This window comes from Streptomyces sp. NPDC012827, from assembly GCF_042900905.1.
Classification (GTDB): Bacteria; Actinomycetota; Actinomycetes; order Streptomycetales; family Streptomycetaceae; genus Streptomyces; species Streptomyces gulbargensis.
This window is the reverse complement of sequence record NZ_JBIBBY010000006.1, coordinates 26,434-42,263: the sequence shown is the minus strand read 5'-3', so window position 1 is coordinate 42,263 and position 15,830 is coordinate 26,434. Positions and strand designations below refer to the sequence as shown.

Below are 15,830 nucleotides of genomic sequence, written 5' to 3'. Positions count from 1 at the left end.
CGGCGGCGCGCGTCCCGGGGCGGGGGTCCGGGAGACGGCGGTCGGAGGCCGGACGACGGCGCCGGCCCCGGTCGGACGACCGGGGCCGACGCGGTTCGAAGCAAGGATCCCGGGACGTCCGGGGCGTCCCTCCGGACCTTCTCAGGCCCGGAGTTCGGCTAGGCGTCCCGGCGCAGCGGCGGCTCCGCCGGGGTCGGGTGGACGGGACCGAGGAGGACCGCACGCGCCACCCGTGGCGCGAACAGTGCCGTCAGCGGCTCCGCCAGGGTCAGGGCCCGGCGGAACGCCCCGCCGACCACCGGGTCGCCCGCCGCGCGCTCCTGGACCCGGCGCAGGTACCAGCCCACGGCCCGGTCGAGCGGCCCCGGCCGGGCGGCGTCACCGAGGGCTCCCGGCATCTTCTTGTCGGCGCCCGCCGAGATGTCCCACGCCTGCCGGGAGGCGCCGAGCAGCGCCTTCTGCACCGTCCGGGTGGTCGGGGTGCGGCGGGGGTCGGACAGGGCGCGGCGCAGGGCGACCGCGCTCATCGCGGCGACGGCCATGCCCTGCCCGTAGATCGGGTTGAAGGCGCAGAGCGCGTCGCCGGTGGCGAGGAACCCGGCCGGGCGGCGGCCCGGACGGTCGTACCGGCGGCGGACGTTGGCCGTCCGCCGGAAGCCGTGCACGGGCGAGACCGGTTCCGCCCGTGCGATCCACTCGCTGATCACCGGGTGCGGCAGCCGCTTCGCGTACTCCTCGAACCCGCTCTCGTCCGTGGGCGGTTCCTCACCGCGCAGCCCGGACAGGGTGACCAGGTGGTGCCCGTCCCCGAGGGGCAGGACGACCGCGCCGTAGGTCTGCGCCGGGCCCGGCACGATGTAGTAGCCGAGCGCGTCGGTGTCGAAATCGGCCGGCGCCTTGTAGACGCGGGTGCCGTAGGCGAGTCCGGTGTCGAGGGTCTCCTCGTGCGGGGCCTCCGCGCCGATGTCGGCGAGCCAGTCGGGAGCCTTGGTCGAGCGCCCGGAGGCGTCGACGACGAGGTCGGCCTCCAGGGTGCGGACCCCGGCGTCCGGCCCGGCGCCCCGCTCGCGCAGCCGGACGCCCCGGACCCGGCTCGCGTCACCGGTCAGCCCCACGGTCTCGGTGCCCTGGAGGAGTTCGACGCGCGGGTCGGCGAGGACCCGCTGCCGTACCAGCCACTCCAGCTGGGGGCGCGGCCCGCTGTAGAAGTGTGCGGTCGCCGGGGTGCGGCGGAACCAGCGGCCGGACTGCCACTGCACCATGTCCTCCGGTACGCCCACCTTGGGCGCGCCGAGTGCCCGCAGCTCGTCGGTGAAGCCGGGCAGCAGTTCGTCCAGGGCCTGCTGGCCGCCGGCGATCAGTACGTGGAGGTGCCGGCCCTGCGGTACGCCGGGGCGTGCCTCCGGTCCGTCCGGGACGCGGTCGCGCTCGACGACCGTCACCTTCTCGGCGTGCTCGGCGAGCACGCGTGCGGCCAGGAGTCCCGCGAGACTTCCCCCGATGACCACCGCGTGACGTGTCCCGCGGGTCCCCAAGTCGTCGGTCATTCCCGCCCTTTCGTGTCGTGGACTACGGCTGCCCAGTATCCACGGCGGTGCGGGCGGCGTCGCGGGCGCCGAGCCGGAGGTGCTCGATGTGGTACACGGCCTCGTCGAGGAGCTGGGCGACGTGGTTGTCGTAGAGGCTGTACTCGATGCGGCGGCCCTGGCGGACGCCGGTGACCAGGCCGAGCGCGCGCAGCAGCCGGAGCTGGTGGGAGACGGCGGACTGTTCCATCTCGACGGCCGCGGCCAGCTCGGTCACGCCGCACGGGCCCTGGCGGAGCTTGGTGAGGATCATCAGCCGCGAGGGCGTGGCCAGGGCCTGGAGGGTGGCGGCGATGGTCGCCGCGGACTCGGCGTCCAGCCGGGTGGCGGGGGTCGTCTGGCCGTTCGCTCCGTGTCCCATGGGCTCATCGTAGCGGCGCTCGTATGTCAATAAGTGAAGACCTCTTCATGTGTTCGGGTATGGTGGTGCCGTCCTCCTTCCCTCCCCGCCCCGAAAGAGGTCCCTTCCATGGCCGTCCCGGAGCTGGCCGCCGCGCAGGCCCCGCCGCCCGTCCGTACGCCCCCGCCGGCGCGGCGCACCCGCGCCACCGCACTGCCCGAGGTGCGCTGGGCGGCCCTGTCCGCCCTCGCCTTCCTCCTCGCCTTCCCGCTCGACCTCGCCGGCGCACCCGCCTGGGCCTGGGGTCCGCTCTACGCCGTCTGCTACGCCGCCGGCGGCTGGGAACCCGGACGGGAAGGCCTGCGCGCCCTGCGCGAACGGACCCTCGACGTCGACCTGCTCATGGTGGTCGCCGCCCTCGGTGCCGCCGCCATCGGCCAGTACCTCGACGGCGGTCTGCTCATCGTCATCTTCGCCGTCTCCGGAGCCCTGGAGGCGCTCGCCACTCGCCGCACCGCCGACTCCGTCCGCGGCCTGCTCGACCTCGCCCCCGCCACGGCCGTCCGCCTCACCCCCGCGGGGGAGGAGACCGTGGAGGCCGCCGCCCTCGCGGTCGGCGACACCGTGCTCGTACGCCCCGGTGAGCGCCTCCCCGCCGACGGCACCGTCCTGGACGGCGCCAGCGACGTCGACCAGGCGAGCATCACCGGCGAACCGCTGCCCGCCGCCAAGGCCCCCGGCGACGAGGTCTTCGCGGGCACCCTCAACGGCGCCGGGGCGCTCCGCGTCCGCGTCGGCAAGGACGCCTCCGCCTCGGTGATCGCCCGGATCGTCGCCCTCGTCGAGGAGGCGAGCGCCACCAAGGCCCCCACCCAGCTGTTCGTCGAGCGCGTCGAACAGCGCTACTCGGTCGGCGTCGTCGTCGCCACCCTCGCCGTCTTCGGCCTGCCCGTCCTCCTCGGCGGTGACGTCACCGAGGCCCTGCTCCGCGCCATGACCTTCATGATCGTGGCCTCGCCGTGCGCGGTCGTGCTCGCCACGATGCCGCCGCTGCTCTCCGCCATCGCCACCGCCGGACGCCACGGCGTCCTCGTCAAGTCGGCCGTCGTGATGGAGCGGCTCGGCGCCGCCGACCGCGTCGCCCTCGACAAGACCGGCACCCTGACCGAGGGGACGCCCCGGGTGACCGCCGTCCACGGCGACGAGAAGGCCCTCGCCCTCGCCGCGGCGGCCGAACTCCACAGCGAGCACCCGGTCGCCCGCGCCGTCGTCGCCGAGGCACGCGCCCGCGGCCTGCGCCTGCCCGAGGCGAGCGACTTCTCCTCCGAACCGGGCACGGGCGTACGGGCCGTGGTCGACGGGCGGGAGGTGCGGGTCCGCAGGGCGCCGGGCACCCACGCCGACACGGCCGTCGAGGTCCTCGTGGACGGTGCGCCCACCGCCGTCCTGGAGCTCTCCGACCGGCTGCGCGACGGCGCCCCGGAGGCGGTCCGTGCCCTCGCCCGGCTCACCGGCACGGCGCCCGCCCTGCTGACCGGCGACAACGCGGGCGCCGCCGGCCGCATCGCCGCCGAGACCGGCATCGCCGACGTCCGCGCCGGGCTCCTCCCGCACGAGAAGGCCGAAGCGGTACGGGAGTGGGAGCGGGCGGGCGCGAAGGTGCTGGTCGTCGGGGACGGGGTCAACGACGCGCCCGCCCTCGCCGCCGCCCACGCGGGCATCGCGATGGGTCGGGCCGGTTCCGACCTGGCCCTGGAGACCGCCGACGCGGTCGTCGTCCGCGACGAACTCGCGGCGATCCCCGCCGTGGTGGCCCTCTCCCGCCGCGCCCGCCGGCTGGTCGTGCAGAACCTGGTGATCGCCGGAGTCTGCATCGGAGTCCTGGTCGCCTGGGACCTCGCCGGCCACCTCCCGCTGCCCCTCGGTGTCGCGGGCCACGAGGGCTCGACGGTCCTCGTCGGCCTCAACGGCCTGCGGCTGCTGCGGGACGCCGCGTGGCGGAAGGCGGCGAAGGGGGAGGTGTGAGGCCGGGCCGTCCCGCCCCCTCCTTCGTGTGCGCGCCGGACCCTCTCCCGGGCCCGGCGCGTGGACGCGCCGCCGCCCGGTGCCCGGTGCCCGTCCGCTCAGCCCTCCGGCCGCAGCAGACCGCGCTCGTACGCCGCGACCAGGCGCTGCGGGACGCGGTGGACCACGCCGTCGACGGTGACGGGGACCAGCTGCGGGGTGGTGGCCTTCCACTGGGAGCGGCGGTGGCGGGTGTTGGAGCGGGACATCTTGCGCTTGGGTACGGCCATGGGAAACGGACCTCCGTCGTCGGGAACGTGGCGGTCACGCTACATGAAAATGATTTCCATGAACAACGGGGGTCCGGCTCAGGGCGCGGGCCGCTCCTCCTCCGGTCCCAGCTCCGCCAGGGCCCCGGTCAGCCACTCCACCCAGAACCGCTCCAGCTCGACCCCGCCCCGCAGCACGAGATGACGCAGCCGGTCCGGCTCCGACCCCCGCCGCTCCGGTGGGAAGTCCCGCTCCTCGATCGCCAGGTACTCCGCCAACTGCCCCTGGTGCAGGGAGAGGTGCCGTTCCAGCTCGGCCCGCAGGCCGGCGGAGCCCACCACGGCCGCCGCCCGCATGCGCAGCAGCAGTGCCGAGCGCATCGGCTTCGGGTCCTCCGCGCCGGCCACCCACGTGCTCAGTTCGGCGCGGCCCGCGGGCAGCACCTCGTACTCCTTGCGCTGCCCGCGCACCGGAACCGGAGCCGGCAGGGCCCGGATGTGCCCCGCCTGCTCCAGCTTCCCGAGCTCCCGGTAGATCTGCTGGTGCGTGGCCGACCAGAAGTAGCCGATCGATTTGTCGAAGCGGCGCGTCAGTTCGAGACCGGAGGACGGCTTCTCGAGCAGGGCGGTGAGGATCGCGTGCGGGAGGGACATGCTCGCATCCTAGGTTCGGCCGCCCCGCGCTCCGCGGACGGTTCACGGGCCGGCCGCCGGGGCCGGGGGTGGGTCACAGGGTGGCGGCGAGCCGCGTCCCCTGGTCGATCGCGCGCTTGGCGTCCAGCTCGGCGGCCACGTCGGCACCGCCGATGAGATGCGCCGTACGGCCCGCGGCCACCAGCTCCTCGTACAGGTCCCGCCTCGGCTCCTGCCCGGCGCAGAGCACCACCGTGTCGACCGGCAGCACCTGCGGCTCGCCGTCGATCGTCAGGTGCAGCCCCTCGTCGTCGATCCGCTCGTACGACGCGCCCGCCACCATCGCCACGCCCCGGTGCTTCAGCTCGGTGCGGTGGATCCAGCCGGTCGTCTTGCCGAGGCCCGCACCGACCTTGCTGGTCTTGCGCTGGAGCAGGTGCACCCGGCGCGGCGGGGCGCTCCGCTCGGGGGTGCGCAGTCCGCCCCGGTTCTCGTACGAGGTGTCGACGCCCCACTGGCGGAAGTAGGTCTCGGGGTCCTGGCTGGCGCCCTCCCCGCCGTCGGTGAGGAACTCGGCGACGTCGAAGCCGATGCCTCCCGCGCCGATGATCGCGACCCGCTCGCCGACCGGCGCGCCGTCCCGCAGCACGTCCAGGTAGCTGAGGACGCTCGGGTGGTCCTCGCCCGCGATGCCCGGGGAGCGCGGGGTGACGCCGGTGGCCACGACGACCTCGTCGTAGTCCGCGAGGTCACCGGCGGCGACGGGGGTGTTCAGGCGGACGTCCACACCGCGCTCGTCGAGCTGGACCCGGAAGTAGCGCAGGGTCTCGTCGAACTCCTCCTTGCCCGGCACCCGCTTGGCGATGTTCAGCTGGCCGCCGATCTCGGCGGCGGCGTCGAAGAGGGTGACCACGTGGCCGCGCTCGGCGGCGGAGACCGCGCAGGCGAGCCCGGCCGGGCCCGCGCCGACGACCGCGATCCGCTTCGCTCGCCGGGTGGGGGAGAGGACCAGCTCGGTCTCGTGGCAGGCACGCGGGTTGACCAGGCAGGAGGTGATCTTGAGGCTGAAGGTGTGGTCCAGGCAGGCCTGGTTGCAGCCGATGCAGGTGTTGATGGTGTCGGCGCGGCCGGCGGCGGCCTTGGCGACGAAGCCGGGGTCCGCGAGGAAGGGGCGGGCGAGCGAGACCAGGTCGGCCCGGCCCTCCGCGAGGATCTCCTCGGCGACCTCGGGGGTGTTGATGCGGTTGCTGGTGACCAGCGGCACGGAGACCGTCCCCATCAGCTTCTTCGTCACCCAGGTGTAGGCGCCGCGCGGCACCGACGTGGCGATGGTGGGGATGCGGGCCTCGTGCCAGCCGATGCCGGTGTTGATGAGGGTGGCGCCGGCCGCCTCGATCTCCTTCGCGAGCTGGACGACCTCCTCCAGGGTGGAGCCGCCGGGCACCAGGTCCAGCATGGAGAGGCGGTAGATCAGGATGAAGTCCGTGCCGACCCGCTCCCGGATCCGCCGCACGATCTCCAGCGGGAACCGGACGCGGTTCTCGTACGAACCGCCCCAGCGGTCGGTGCGCCGGTTCGTGGCGGCGGCGATGAACTCGTTGATCAGGTAACCCTCGGAGCCCATCACCTCGACGCCGTCGTAGCCGGCCTCCCGGGCGAGCTCGGCGCAGCGGACGTAGTCCTCGATCGTCTGCTCGACCTCGGCATCGGTCAGCTCGTTCGGTACGAAGGGGCTGATCGGGGCCTTGATCGCGCTCGGGGCGACCAGGCCGGGGTGGTAGGCGTAGCGGCCGAAGTGGAGGATCTGCATCGCGATGCGGCCCCCGGCCTCGTGCACGGCCCCGGTGATCAGCCGGTGCTCGGCCACCTCCTCGGCGGTGGTGAGCTTGGCCCCGCCGTCCCAGGGCCGGCCGGCCTCGTTGGGTGCGATGCCGCCGGTGACGATCAGGCCGGCGCCGCCGCGGGCGCGCTCGGCGTAGAAGGCGGCCATGCGCTCGAAACCGTGCTCCGCCTCCTCCAGGCCGACGTGCATCGACCCCATGATGACCCGGTTGGGCAGCGTGGTGAACCCCAGGTCGAGCGGGCTCAGCAGGTGGGGGTACGGGCTCATGGGGCTCCTCCTCGCGCGGTCGTCGTGCTCTGTTGTAGGCGAGCGGGAGGTGATTCTGCAACTAGTTGCAGAAGAATGCGGGCGTGATGTCCACTACTCCCCGGCCGGAGCAGGCGCGAGGACGGCGAAGGCCCCGGGCGCGTGGAGGCGCCCGGGGCCGCGGAACGGGGTGCCGCTCAGGAGGGGCCGGCGGCTCCCGGTGTGCCGGGGGCTCCCGGGGCGAGCGTGGCCGCCCAGGCGTCCAGCTCCTCCGGCGTACGCGGCTCCGGTGCGCCCGCCGGAAGCAGGCCCTGCGCCCGCAGCAGCCGTCCGACCGACGTGCCCCACGGCCGCCGCAGCCGGGCCGCGTCCAGGAGGTCGTGGTCCCCGAGCAGCCGGTCCACCGGCCCCGTCCGCAGTCCGCCGGGGGAGAGGACCGCCGCCTCGTCCGCCCACCGCAGCGCCAGGTCCACGTCGTGCGTGGCCATGACCACCGTCGTGCCGGCCTTCCGCAGCCCTTCCAGGGCGTCGAGCAGCCGTTCCTGGCCGTGCGGGTCGAGCCCCGCCGTCGGCTCGTCCATGATCAGGACGCGGGGCCGCATCGCCACCGCCCCCGCGATCGCCGCCCGCTTGCGCTGCCCGTACGACAGCAGGTGCGTCGGCCGGTCCGCGAGCGCCGTGATGTCGAGGGCCGCGAGCGCCCGCGCGACCCGCAGCCGCACCTCCTCCTCCGGCAGCCCCAGGTTCATCGGCCCGAACGACACGTCCTGCGCCACCGAGGCGGCGAACAGCTGGTCGTCCGGGTCCTGCACCACCAGCTGCACGGTGGTCCGCAGCCGCGTCAGCCCCTTCCGGTCGTACGCCACCTCCGTACCGTCCAGGAGCAGCGCGCCGCTCCCGCAGCGCAGGCCGCCGCTCAGCAGCCGCAGCAGCGTCGTCTTGCCGCTGCCGTTGCGGCCGAGCAGCGCGACGGCGCGCCCCTCCGCGACCGCGAAGTCCACGTCCGACAGGACGGCCGGGCCGTCCTCGTAGGCGAACCCCGCCCCCACCAGCTGCACCACGGGAGCAGACGCCGTCATGGCAGGAACCTTTCCAGTACGAGGGTGAGGGCGACCAGCCCGGACAGGAGCGCGCCCGTCGCGGCGAGGAACGGCCGGGAGACCGCCGCGGCCGGGACCAGGACCCGCAGGGTCCCGTCGTACCCGCGTCCGGCCAGTCCCGACTGGAGCCGGTGCGCCCGGTCGAAGGCGCGGACGAAGGCGGTCGCGCCGAGCCCGGCCAGCGAACGCCAGGCCGCCGCCCGGGTGGTGTGCCCGAGGCGGGCGGCCTGCGCCTGACGGATCTTCGCCAGCGCGTCCAGGAGCAGGAAGACGATCCGGTACATCACGAGCGCCACGTCCACGACCGGCGCCGGCACCCCGGCCCGCACCAGCCGGGGCAGGACGTCGGAGACGGGTGTCGTGAACGCGAACAGCAGTACCCCGAGGGACGCCGACGCGCTGCGCAGGAGCAGTTCGGCCGCGTGGACCGGGCCGTCCGGCGCGAGCGCCACGAACTGCCCCCCGCCCACCTGGAAGAGGAGCGGTACGGCCCCCGTGACGCAGAAGCCGAGCGGCACCCGGAAGGCCCGCCACAGCGCCCGGCCCGGCACACCCGCCGGACCCAGGAGGACGGCGAGGGTGGCCGCGCCCACGAGGACGGCGCCCGGCCACGGCGGCAGCGACACCGCGCACAGGGTGAGCCCGAAGCCGAGCAGCGCCTTCTCGGCGGGATGCCGGCGGCGCCAGCGACTGCTGTGCGCCGCCGCGTCGATCGGCAGCATGGGCGGTTACGTGTCCCCGCGCGAGGGGGGTACGGGCGGGCCGACCGTCCCTGCCCCGGACGCGGACGCGCTTCCTTCCCCGGCTCCGGCGCCGCGGGCTCCTCCAGGCGAGGCCCCGGCGTCCTCGGACACCGCCCCCAGAGCCCCGGAGGCCCCGGCGCCCGGAGCGGACGCCCGAGGCCCTCCGGGGCTCTGCGCCGGCGTCCCGCGCTCCGCGAGGGCCTCGCCCTGCCTCCGCCCGCGCCGCAGGCCGAAGTAGTACGCGAGGACACCGGCGCCCAGGGCCGCCTGGAGGGCGAACAGCGCCGACTCGACCTCACCGGACGGCGGCTCGTACAGCGGGGCGAACCAGGGCTCGTAGTCCGGCCGCAGCTCCGTGATCGCCGTCTCCGCCTCGGCGTCCGCCCCGGCGAAGGGCTCCTCCTTGTGGTCGCCGAGACCGAGGGCGAGCGGCAGCACCGCCAGGGCCACGACGACGAGCAGCAGCAGCGTGTTGATCTTCGCGTTCCGGCTCATCGGGCGTTCGCCCCCTCGGACGGCGCGGCGTCACCGGCGGCCCCGGCCGGCCGGGCGAGAACGCCGAGCCGGACCAGGTCGCCCTTGCTGGACTGCGCGAGGAGCCGCATCACGAGCACCGTGAGCAGGCCCTCGCTGACCGCCAGCGGGATCTGCGTCACCGCGAAGATGCCGCCGAACTTGGCCAGCGCACCCGTCACGCCGCTGCCGGGGTCGGGGAAGGCGAGGGCCAGCTGCACGCTGGTCACGCAGTACGTCGAGAGGTCCGCCACGAACGCGCCGGAGAACACGCTCACCATCAGCGGCGCCCCCGACCTGCGCAGCAGAAGGTACGTCCCGTACCCCGCCCACGGGCCGGCGACGGCCATGGAGAACGCGTTCGCGCCGAGGGTGGTCAGCCCACCGTGCGCCAGGAGCAGCGCCTGGAAGAGGAGCGTGAGGGTGCCGAGCACCGCCATGATCGGCGGGCGGAACAGGATGGCGCCGAGCCCCGTGCCGGTCGGGTGCGAACAACTGCCCGTCACCGAGGGAAGCTTCAGCGCGGACAGGACGAAGGTGAAGGCGCCGGAGGCGCCCAGCAGCAGGGTGGACTCGGGGTTGGACCGCACCTCGCGGGTCAGCGCGCGGACTCCGTGGACGACGAACGGTGCGGCCGCGACGCTCCAGGCGGCGGCGTGCACAGGGGGCAGGTACCCCTCGGCTATATGCATGGTTGGGAGACCCTCTCCAGCACCTCGTGGATGGACAACGCGCCTTGGCCGGTCTCCTGGCTGACGGTCATGCCGCCCGACTCCGCCTTCCCACACCCCGGCGGTCTCCCGCGGCGGTGCAGTGGCTTCCCCAGGGGGATGGAGCCGGACCTCCCGATCACAGTGGCGAGGGCCGCACCGGTACTGCACCGGTTTCCCGTACACCAAGGCGCTGTGACACTAGTGGGTTGACCAGGTGCATCACAACACGGCGGCCACCCGGCGCGTTCTCCCGCTCACTGCGCGCTGTCGTCGCACGCCCCCCGCGCACACCGGTTCCCGTCACTCCTTCCGGTACGTGTACGCCTCCGAGGCCGCCGCCGCGACCTCGTCCAGGCCGCCGCCCGCGCTCGCGGTCACCACGGCCGCGACGGCGCCCTCCACGAACGGCGCGTCGACCAGCCGGGCACCCTCGGGCAGTTCGCCGCCCTCCGCGAGCAGCGCCTTCACGGTGAGCACGGCGCTGCCCAGATCGACCAGGAGGGCCACCCCGGCGCCCCCGTCGACCGCCCGCGCCGCCTCGGCGATCAGCTCCGCGCTCGTGCCCAGACCCCCGTCCGGGGTGCCGCCGGCCGGCCGGACCGGAGCCGTGTCCCCGCCACCGGCGAGGCCCCGGGCCAGTTCGGCCACGGCCGCCGCCACCTCGGCACTGTGCGAGACCAGGACGATCCCGACCCGACCGGCGCTCATGCCGCCCCCTCCCCGTCCGTCGTCGTCCCGTCCCCGGTCTCCACGCGGGCCGTGGCGGCGAGCGCCGCGAACAGCAGCGCCGACGAGGCCGCGCCCGGGTCCTCGTGCCCGGCCGAGCGCTCGCCCAGGTAGCTGGCCCTGCCCTTGCGCGCCCGCAGCGGCACGGTTGCGGCGGCACCCTCACCGGCCCGGTCCCGCCCCGCCGCGAAGGACACCTTCAACCCCTCCACACCCGGCACGAGCGCGTCCAGCATCGTCTTGTCCCCCGGCGCCGCGCCACCCAGCCGGGAAACGGCCTCCACCCCCTCGCCCAGCGCCCCGGCGAACCGCTCCCGGGTCACCCGCGGATCGTCGCCGAGCGCCTTGCCCGCACGCCGCAGCAGCGTCCCGTACAGGGGCCCCGACGCGCCGCCGACCGTGGAGATCAACCGCGTCCCGGCCGCGACGAGCACCGCTCCCGGCGCCGTCGGCGGTTCCTCCTCCAGGGCCTTGCGCACGGCCGTGAAACCGCGCCGCAGATTGGCCCCGTGGTCGGCGTCACCGATGGCCGCGTCCAGCTCGGTCAGCCGGTCGGCCTCCCGCTCGACCGCCCCGGCCACCGCCTCCAGCCAGCGCACGAAGAACTCCGTGCCGTACGTTCCCGCCGTCTCCGTCATCCCGGTCCTCTCCCGTGTCTCCCTGCCGATGTGTCCGGCGGCCCCGGCTCACAGCCCCCAGCGGAGCGCGGCCGTCCGCACGGGCGCGTCCCACAGACGCAGCAGCTCCTCGTCCGCCTCGCACAGCGTCACCGAACAGCCGGCCATGTCCAGCGAGGTCACGTAGTTCCCCACCAGGGCCCGGGCGGCCGGCACTCCGCGCTCCCCGAGCACCCGCGCCACCTCCGCGTGGAAGCCGTACAGCTCCAGCAGGGGCGTCCCGCCCATGCCGTTGACCAGCGCCAGGACCGGGCCCGAGGGCCGCAGGTCGTCCAGAACGGCTTCGACGGCGACGTCGGCGATCTCCCGGGCCGTCATCATGGCCCGCCGCTCCCGGCCCGGCTCGCCGTGGATGCCCACGCCCAGCTCCAGTTCGCCGGGCGGCAGGTCGAAGGTCGGCGATCCCTTCGCCGGCGTGGTGCAGGCGCCGAGGGCCACCCCGAAGGAGCGGGACCGTTCGTTCACCCGCCGGGCCACCGCCTCGACCCGCTCCAGTGGCGCGCCCTCCTCGGCGGCGGCCCCGGCGATCTTCTCCACGAACAGCGTCGCGCCGGTGCCGCGCCGCCCCGCCGTGTACAGGCTGTCCGTGACCGCCACGTCGTCGTCGACGAGGACCCGGGCGATCCGCACACCCTCGTCCTGCGCGAGCTCGGCCGCCATCTCGAAGTTCAGCACGTCACCGGTGTAGTTCTTGACGACGAACAGCACCCCGGCGCCACTGTCGACGGCCGCCGCCGCCCGCACCATCTGATCGGGCACGGGCGAGGTGAACACCTCGCCCGGACACGCGGCGTCCAGCATCCCGGGGCCCACGAACCCCGCGTGCAGCGGCTCGTGCCCCGACCCGCCGCCCGACACCAGCGCCACCTTCCCGGCCACCGGCGCGTCCCGCCGCACCACCACCCTGCGCTCCACGTCCACGGTGAGCTCGGGATGCGCGGCGGCCATCCCCCGCAGGGCGTCGGCGACGACGGTCTCGGGGACGTTGATGAGCATCTTCACAGCGGTCTCCTCGGGCCTCGCGAGCCGGCGGCCCGCTCTCCTCCCGGTGGGGGGCGGGCCGTCCGGCCTGCTGGTCTGACGGTGTGCGGCTGGCGGTGGTGCGTGCTGCTCGAAGGCCGGTCCCGGCGGTGGCCGCCGGGGTGCCCCTGCCGAGTATCGGCCCTGCCGCCGCCGTGGTCACGTACGCGACGGGATCGTCCCCGGCCGGCGGCGTGCCGGCCGGGCCGCACCCCCGACGCGTGTCGGAGCCGTACGGTTCCGTGATCACGATCACCCTGGTTTCCGGCGTCCGGTGTCAACCGGGCGCCCCGCCCCCGGCGTATGCGGGGTGTTGTCGGAGATCCGGGAGAGCGCAGTTGACCGTCGAGGAGTTCGAAGAGTTCTACGCCCACGCGGTGGCGCGGCTCACGGGCCAGTTGTACGTGATGCTCGGCGACCTGCACGAGGCGCAGGACGTCGTGCAGGAGGCCTTCGTCAAGGGCTGGAGCCGCAGGCGCCAGCTCGACCGGGACGGGCAGCCGGAGGCGTGGATCCGGACGGTCGCGTGGCGGCTCGCGGTGAGCCGGTGGCGGTTCCGGCGGCGGACGACCGAGGCCTGGCGGCGCGGCGGGGCACCCCCGGTGGTGGCCGGGCCCGAACCGGACCACCTCGTCCTCGTCGAGGCCCTGCGCGGGCTGCCTCCTCAGCAGCGGCGCACGCTCACCCTCCACTACCTGTGCGATCTGAGCGTGGACCAGGTCGCCGGCGAGACCGGTCTGTCGACCGGCACCGTCAAGACGCACCTGGCGCGTGGCCGCGCGGCCCTCGCCCACCGGATCGACGACCCCCGTATCGAGCACGCGCCCCGTGAGGAGGCACCCGGTGCATGAGCCCCACGACCCGCTGCGGTCGCTGTTCCAGGAAGCCGCGGAGGCGGGACGCACCCGTGCCGCCCTCCCGCCCGCCGCGGAGATCTCCGCCCGGGGCCGCCGGGCTCACCGGCGCCGCCTCGCCGTCTGCGCGGCGGCGGCCTGCCTCCTGGTGGGCGGCGGGGCAGCGGCCCTCACCGCTCTGCTGCCGGGGGGCTCCGAGCCGGTCCTGCCCGCCACCAGCCCTTCGGTGAGCCGCCCCTCACCCCCGGCACCGGCCGGCACGACCCGGCCGCCCGCCACCGGCGCGACCACGGCCGCCACGACCTCGCCACCCCCCTCGCCACCCCGCACCACCGTGCCCGGCGGCATCCCCACGAGCACCGGCACGACCGCGTTCCCCACCCGTACCGGCGACCGCTGACCCCCACCCGGCCCCGCCCCGCGGGATCGCCCCGTCGCGGTCCCGTGCCCCACCACGCCCTGAGGAAAGAGAGACATGACCCTCATAGCCGGACATGCCCCGAGGGTGGAGGTGACTCCCGCCGCGCACCCGCCGCCGTCCCGGCCCCCCGCCCCGGGGCGGCGGTGGCGGCTCCCACGGCTCGACGCCGCCGACCGCGACGTCCTCCTGCTCTACCTCCTCACCCGCGCCGCCCTCGCCCTCGTCGCGTACTGCACCGCCTGGCTGTTCCCCCGCGACCCCGAGGCCCGGACGCCCGGCCGGCTCGTCGCCGTGGCCGAGCGGTGGGACTGGAACCACTACCTGCACATCGCCCGCGACGGCTACTTCCCCGACGACCCCGGGGCCCGCCCCGCCGAGGAGGACAACAGGGCGGCCTTCTTCCCCGGCTTCCCCCTCACACTGCGCCTCGCCCACCTCGCCGTGCCGGACTGGACCCTCGCCGGGCTCCTCATCTCACTCGTCGCCGGCGCCGTCGCCGTCGTGGCCCTCGCCCGCGTCGCCCGGCTCCACCTGCCGAGCGCCGCCGACGGCCGGCGCGCCGTCCTCCTGCTGCTCACCTCGCCCTGCGCCGTCTTCCTCGCCGTCGGCTACACGGAGGCCCTGTTCCTCGCCTTCGCCCTGCCCGCCTGGCTCGCCGCACTCCGCCGCGACTGGGGCGCCGCCGCCCTCCTGACCGCCTGCGCCACGACCGTGCGCGTCAGCGGCCTCTTCCTCGCCGCCGCGCTCGCCGTCCACTTCCTCCTCACCGCCCGTGCCGGCGGTGACCTGCGCCGCTGCCCCCTCCTCGCGCTCCCCGCCCTGCCCCCGCTGCTCTACTTCGGGTACCTCTACGCCCGCACCGGCGACCCCCTGGCGTGGAAACACGCCCAGGAACGCGGCTGGTACCGCGACTTCCACACCCCCTGGGAGTCCTGGGGCACCACCTGGGAGGCCGCCTTCGGCCACGCCCATCCCACCTCGTACGCCCTCCTGTGGCAGGCCGAACTCCTCGCCATGGTCACCGGGCTGCTCCTGGTCGCGTACCTCCTGCGCGCCCGCCGCCTGCCGGAGGCCTGCTACGTGGCACTCAGCCTGTGGGCGCTCGGCACCTCGTACTGGTACATGTCCGTCCCCCGCGCCGGCCTGCTCTGGTGGCCGCTGTGGATCGCCCTCGCCCGCGCGACCGTGGACCGCCCGCGCCTGTGGACCGCCGTGCTCTGCCTGTCCGCGCCCCTCTCCGTCGTCCTCGCGGTCACCTTCTTCTCCGGCCGCTGGGCGGGCTGACCACGGCGGACCCGGTGCGGTACGGGACGGCGGCCTGCGGTATGAAGGTCCGATGACGACGTGGCACGAAGGCCGACGGGTGAAGCTCGCGGCGGACCTCAGGCTGGCCGGGACGCTCCTGCCCGCCGGCGAGCAGCCGGAGGAGGCGGAGGCCCCCGCCGGGACGCTGTTCCTCGCGGCGGGCACGGAGGGCACCGTCGTACGGGCCGAGGAGCACCGGGCCGAGCCCGGCCCCGAGGTGCGCGAGTACGAGCGTCTCAAGGCCCTCCTCGACGACTTCGGGCACCAGATGCCCCCGGCGAGCAGGGAGCGGCTCGTGGCGGAGGTCGCGTCCCTGGAGCCCGCGTGGACCGCGCACCGGACGGCGGCGCGCCGGGTGACGGTCCGGGTCCGCCTCGACAACGGTTTCGTCCTCGGCGACGCCCGCGCGGATCTCTTCACCCCCGCCTGACGGCGGCCGGTGACCCCGTGCGCCGGGGCTCCGCCGGGAGGATCCTGGAAGGTACGGGAAAGGGGCCGCGCGCCCGTGGGCCGCGGCCCGGCGTGAGGAGGCAGACCATGACACGGCACCTCGAGTGGACGGTCGGCCTGGATCTGGTCGAGGAAGGCGGCAGGACCAGGGCGGAGGCCCGGCTCGACACCGGCACCTCGACCCTCACCGGCCACGGCTCCGCCCGCTGCAACCCGGCGGACGCGGACGTGCCGGTGATCGGGGACGACCTCGCCGCGGGCCGGGCGATGAAGGACCTGGCCGGCAAGCTCATGCGGGAGGCCGACCGGGAGATGGAGGCGGTGGGAGCCGGGACGCTCCCGCGGCGCACCGGCCCGGGGTACGGCTGGCCCGAGGCCGTCACCTGA

The 15,830-nt window shown here is 75.2% G+C and carries 18 protein-coding genes and 1 riboswitch; of the genes, 6 read left to right on the top strand and 12 right to left on the bottom strand.

Annotation, left to right across the window (positions count from 1 at the left end; translation table 11 throughout):
• Nucleotides 1-158: 158 nt before the first annotated feature.
• Together ACFY60_RS14900 and ACFY60_RS14895 are read right to left on the bottom strand one after the other, a co-directional pair.
• Nucleotides 159-1,547: an FAD-dependent oxidoreductase gene (locus ACFY60_RS14900; protein ID WP_388615335.1), complete on the bottom strand. Its 1,389-nt coding sequence runs from the start codon at nt 1,545-1,547 to the stop codon at nt 159-161.
• 22 nt (nt 1,548-1,569) lie between these two features.
• Nucleotides 1,570-1,947, bottom strand: a complete 378-nt coding sequence (locus ACFY60_RS14895; protein WP_388615332.1) for an ArsR/SmtB family transcription factor — start codon at nt 1,945-1,947, stop codon at nt 1,570-1,572.
• A 108-nt stretch (nt 1,948-2,055) separates the two neighbouring features.
• Here ACFY60_RS14895 and ACFY60_RS14890 point away from each other — a divergent pair, with 108 nt between their 5' ends.
• Nucleotides 2,056-3,951: a heavy metal translocating P-type ATPase gene (locus tag ACFY60_RS14890; RefSeq protein ID WP_388615330.1), complete on the top strand. Its 1,896-nt coding sequence runs from the start codon at nt 2,056-2,058 to the stop codon at nt 3,949-3,951.
• A gap of 98 nt (nt 3,952-4,049) precedes the next feature.
• Here the strand turns inward: ACFY60_RS14890 and rpmF are convergent, their stop codons facing one another.
• From rpmF to dhaK, 10 genes are all read right to left on the bottom strand, one after another.
• Nucleotides 4,050-4,220, bottom strand: a complete 171-nt coding sequence (rpmF, locus tag ACFY60_RS14885) for a 50S ribosomal protein L32 (RefSeq protein ID WP_388615327.1) — start codon at nt 4,218-4,220, stop codon at nt 4,050-4,052.
• Between the two features lie 78 nt (nt 4,221-4,298).
• Nucleotides 4,299-4,853 (bottom strand): PadR family transcriptional regulator, encoded by a 555-nt coding sequence (locus tag ACFY60_RS14880; protein ID WP_388615324.1) that lies wholly within the window; start codon nt 4,851-4,853, stop codon nt 4,299-4,301.
• Nucleotides 4,854-4,926: 73 nt separating this feature from the next.
• Nucleotides 4,927-6,942, bottom strand: coding sequence for an FAD-dependent oxidoreductase (locus ACFY60_RS14875; protein ID WP_388615321.1), 2,016 nt, complete (start codon nt 6,940-6,942; stop codon nt 4,927-4,929).
• A 176-nt stretch (nt 6,943-7,118) separates the two neighbouring features.
• Nucleotides 7,119-8,000 (bottom strand): energy-coupling factor ABC transporter ATP-binding protein, encoded by an 882-nt coding sequence (locus ACFY60_RS14870; protein WP_388615319.1) that lies wholly within the window; start codon nt 7,998-8,000, stop codon nt 7,119-7,121.
• Nucleotides 7,997-8,743 (bottom strand): cobalt ECF transporter T component CbiQ, encoded by a 747-nt coding sequence (cbiQ, locus tag ACFY60_RS14865; protein WP_388615316.1) that lies wholly within the window; start codon nt 8,741-8,743, stop codon nt 7,997-7,999. Before cbiQ ends, ACFY60_RS14870 begins: the two co-directional genes overlap by 4 nt.
• Nucleotides 8,744-8,749: 6 nt before the next feature.
• Nucleotides 8,750-9,259 carry an energy-coupling factor ABC transporter substrate-binding protein gene (locus tag ACFY60_RS14860; RefSeq protein ID WP_388615313.1) on the bottom strand — a complete coding sequence of 170 codons (510 nt, stop codon included), beginning with the start codon at nt 9,257-9,259 and terminating at the stop codon, nt 8,750-8,752.
• A complete protein-coding gene (locus ACFY60_RS14855) occupies nt 9,256-9,969 on the bottom strand; it encodes an energy-coupling factor ABC transporter permease (protein ID WP_388615310.1) in 714 nt (237 codons plus the stop codon). The genes ACFY60_RS14860 and ACFY60_RS14855 overlap by 4 nt, the downstream gene beginning before the upstream one ends.
• Nucleotides 9,970-9,997: 28 nt before the next feature.
• A riboswitch (cobalamin riboswitch) is annotated at nt 9,998-10,220 on the bottom strand.
• Between the two features lie 70 nt (nt 10,221-10,290).
• Complete coding sequence (locus ACFY60_RS14850) at nt 10,291-10,698, bottom strand: PTS-dependent dihydroxyacetone kinase phosphotransferase subunit DhaM (RefSeq protein ID WP_388615308.1); 408 nt, start codon at nt 10,696-10,698, stop codon at nt 10,291-10,293.
• Complete coding sequence (gene dhaL / locus ACFY60_RS14845; protein ID WP_388615305.1) at nt 10,695-11,354, bottom strand: dihydroxyacetone kinase subunit DhaL; 660 nt, start codon at nt 11,352-11,354, stop codon at nt 10,695-10,697. The genes ACFY60_RS14850 and dhaL overlap by 4 nt, the downstream gene beginning before the upstream one ends.
• 48 nt (nt 11,355-11,402) lie before the next feature.
• On the bottom strand, nt 11,403-12,395 hold the full coding sequence (dhaK, locus tag ACFY60_RS14840) for a dihydroxyacetone kinase subunit DhaK (RefSeq protein ID WP_388615302.1): 993 nt from the start codon (nt 12,393-12,395) through the stop codon (nt 11,403-11,405).
• 356 nt (nt 12,396-12,751) lie between these two features.
• Here dhaK and ACFY60_RS14835 point away from each other — a divergent pair, with 356 nt between their 5' ends.
• The 5 genes from ACFY60_RS14835 (at nt 12,752) to ACFY60_RS14815 (ending at nt 15,830) form a co-directional block, all read left to right on the top strand.
• Nucleotides 12,752-13,264, top strand: a complete 513-nt coding sequence (locus ACFY60_RS14835) for a SigE family RNA polymerase sigma factor (RefSeq protein WP_388615300.1) — start codon at nt 12,752-12,754, stop codon at nt 13,262-13,264.
• Entirely contained in the window at nt 13,257-13,667 is a 411-nt protein-coding gene (locus ACFY60_RS14830; RefSeq protein WP_388615298.1) for a hypothetical protein, read from the top strand. The genes ACFY60_RS14835 and ACFY60_RS14830 overlap by 8 nt, the downstream gene beginning before the upstream one ends.
• Before the next feature lie 75 nt (nt 13,668-13,742).
• Nucleotides 13,743-14,972 carry a mannosyltransferase family protein gene (locus ACFY60_RS14825; protein ID WP_388615296.1) on the top strand — a complete coding sequence of 410 codons (1,230 nt, stop codon included), beginning with the start codon at nt 13,743-13,745 and terminating at the stop codon, nt 14,970-14,972.
• Nucleotides 14,973-15,024: 52 nt separating this feature from the next.
• Nucleotides 15,025-15,423, top strand: coding sequence for a hypothetical protein (locus tag ACFY60_RS14820; protein WP_388615294.1), 399 nt, complete (start codon nt 15,025-15,027; stop codon nt 15,421-15,423).
• Between the two features lie 107 nt (nt 15,424-15,530).
• On the top strand, nt 15,531-15,830 hold the full coding sequence (locus ACFY60_RS14815) for a DUF1876 domain-containing protein (protein ID WP_388615293.1): 300 nt from the start codon (nt 15,531-15,533) through the stop codon (nt 15,828-15,830).

What these genes read in the sequence shown, in the direction of transcription:
- ACFY60_RS14855 (WP_388615310.1), bottom strand. Translation starts at nt 9,969, where the DNA reads ATGCATATAGCCGAGGGGTACCTGCCCCCTGTGCACGCCGCCGCCTGG.
- cbiQ (WP_388615316.1), bottom strand. Translation starts at nt 8,743, where the DNA reads ATGCTGCCGATCGACGCGGCGGCGCACAGCAGTCGCTGGCGCCGCCGG.
- ACFY60_RS14890 (WP_388615330.1), top strand. Translation starts at nt 2,056, where the DNA reads ATGGCCGTCCCGGAGCTGGCCGCCGCGCAGGCCCCGCCGCCCGTCCGT.
- ACFY60_RS14850 (WP_388615308.1), bottom strand. Translation starts at nt 10,698, where the DNA reads ATGAGCGCCGGTCGGGTCGGGATCGTCCTGGTCTCGCACAGTGCCGAG.
- rpmF (WP_388615327.1), bottom strand. Translation starts at nt 4,220, where the DNA reads ATGGCCGTACCCAAGCGCAAGATGTCCCGCTCCAACACCCGCCACCGC.
- ACFY60_RS14815 (WP_388615293.1), top strand. Translation starts at nt 15,531, where the DNA reads ATGACACGGCACCTCGAGTGGACGGTCGGCCTGGATCTGGTCGAGGAA.
- ACFY60_RS14820 (WP_388615294.1), top strand. Translation starts at nt 15,025, where the DNA reads ATGACGACGTGGCACGAAGGCCGACGGGTGAAGCTCGCGGCGGACCTC.
- ACFY60_RS14895 (WP_388615332.1), bottom strand. Translation starts at nt 1,947, where the DNA reads ATGGGACACGGAGCGAACGGCCAGACGACCCCCGCCACCCGGCTGGAC.
- ACFY60_RS14860 (WP_388615313.1), bottom strand. Translation starts at nt 9,259, where the DNA reads ATGAGCCGGAACGCGAAGATCAACACGCTGCTGCTGCTCGTCGTCGTG.
- dhaL (WP_388615305.1), bottom strand. Translation starts at nt 11,354, where the DNA reads ATGACGGAGACGGCGGGAACGTACGGCACGGAGTTCTTCGTGCGCTGG.
- ACFY60_RS14900 (WP_388615335.1), bottom strand. Translation starts at nt 1,547, where the DNA reads ATGACCGACGACTTGGGGACCCGCGGGACACGTCACGCGGTGGTCATC.
- ACFY60_RS14825 (WP_388615296.1), top strand. Translation starts at nt 13,743, where the DNA reads ATGACCCTCATAGCCGGACATGCCCCGAGGGTGGAGGTGACTCCCGCC.
- ACFY60_RS14880 (WP_388615324.1), bottom strand. Translation starts at nt 4,853, where the DNA reads ATGTCCCTCCCGCACGCGATCCTCACCGCCCTGCTCGAGAAGCCGTCC.
- ACFY60_RS14875 (WP_388615321.1), bottom strand. Translation starts at nt 6,942, where the DNA reads ATGAGCCCGTACCCCCACCTGCTGAGCCCGCTCGACCTGGGGTTCACC.
- ACFY60_RS14870 (WP_388615319.1), bottom strand. Translation starts at nt 8,000, where the DNA reads ATGACGGCGTCTGCTCCCGTGGTGCAGCTGGTGGGGGCGGGGTTCGCC.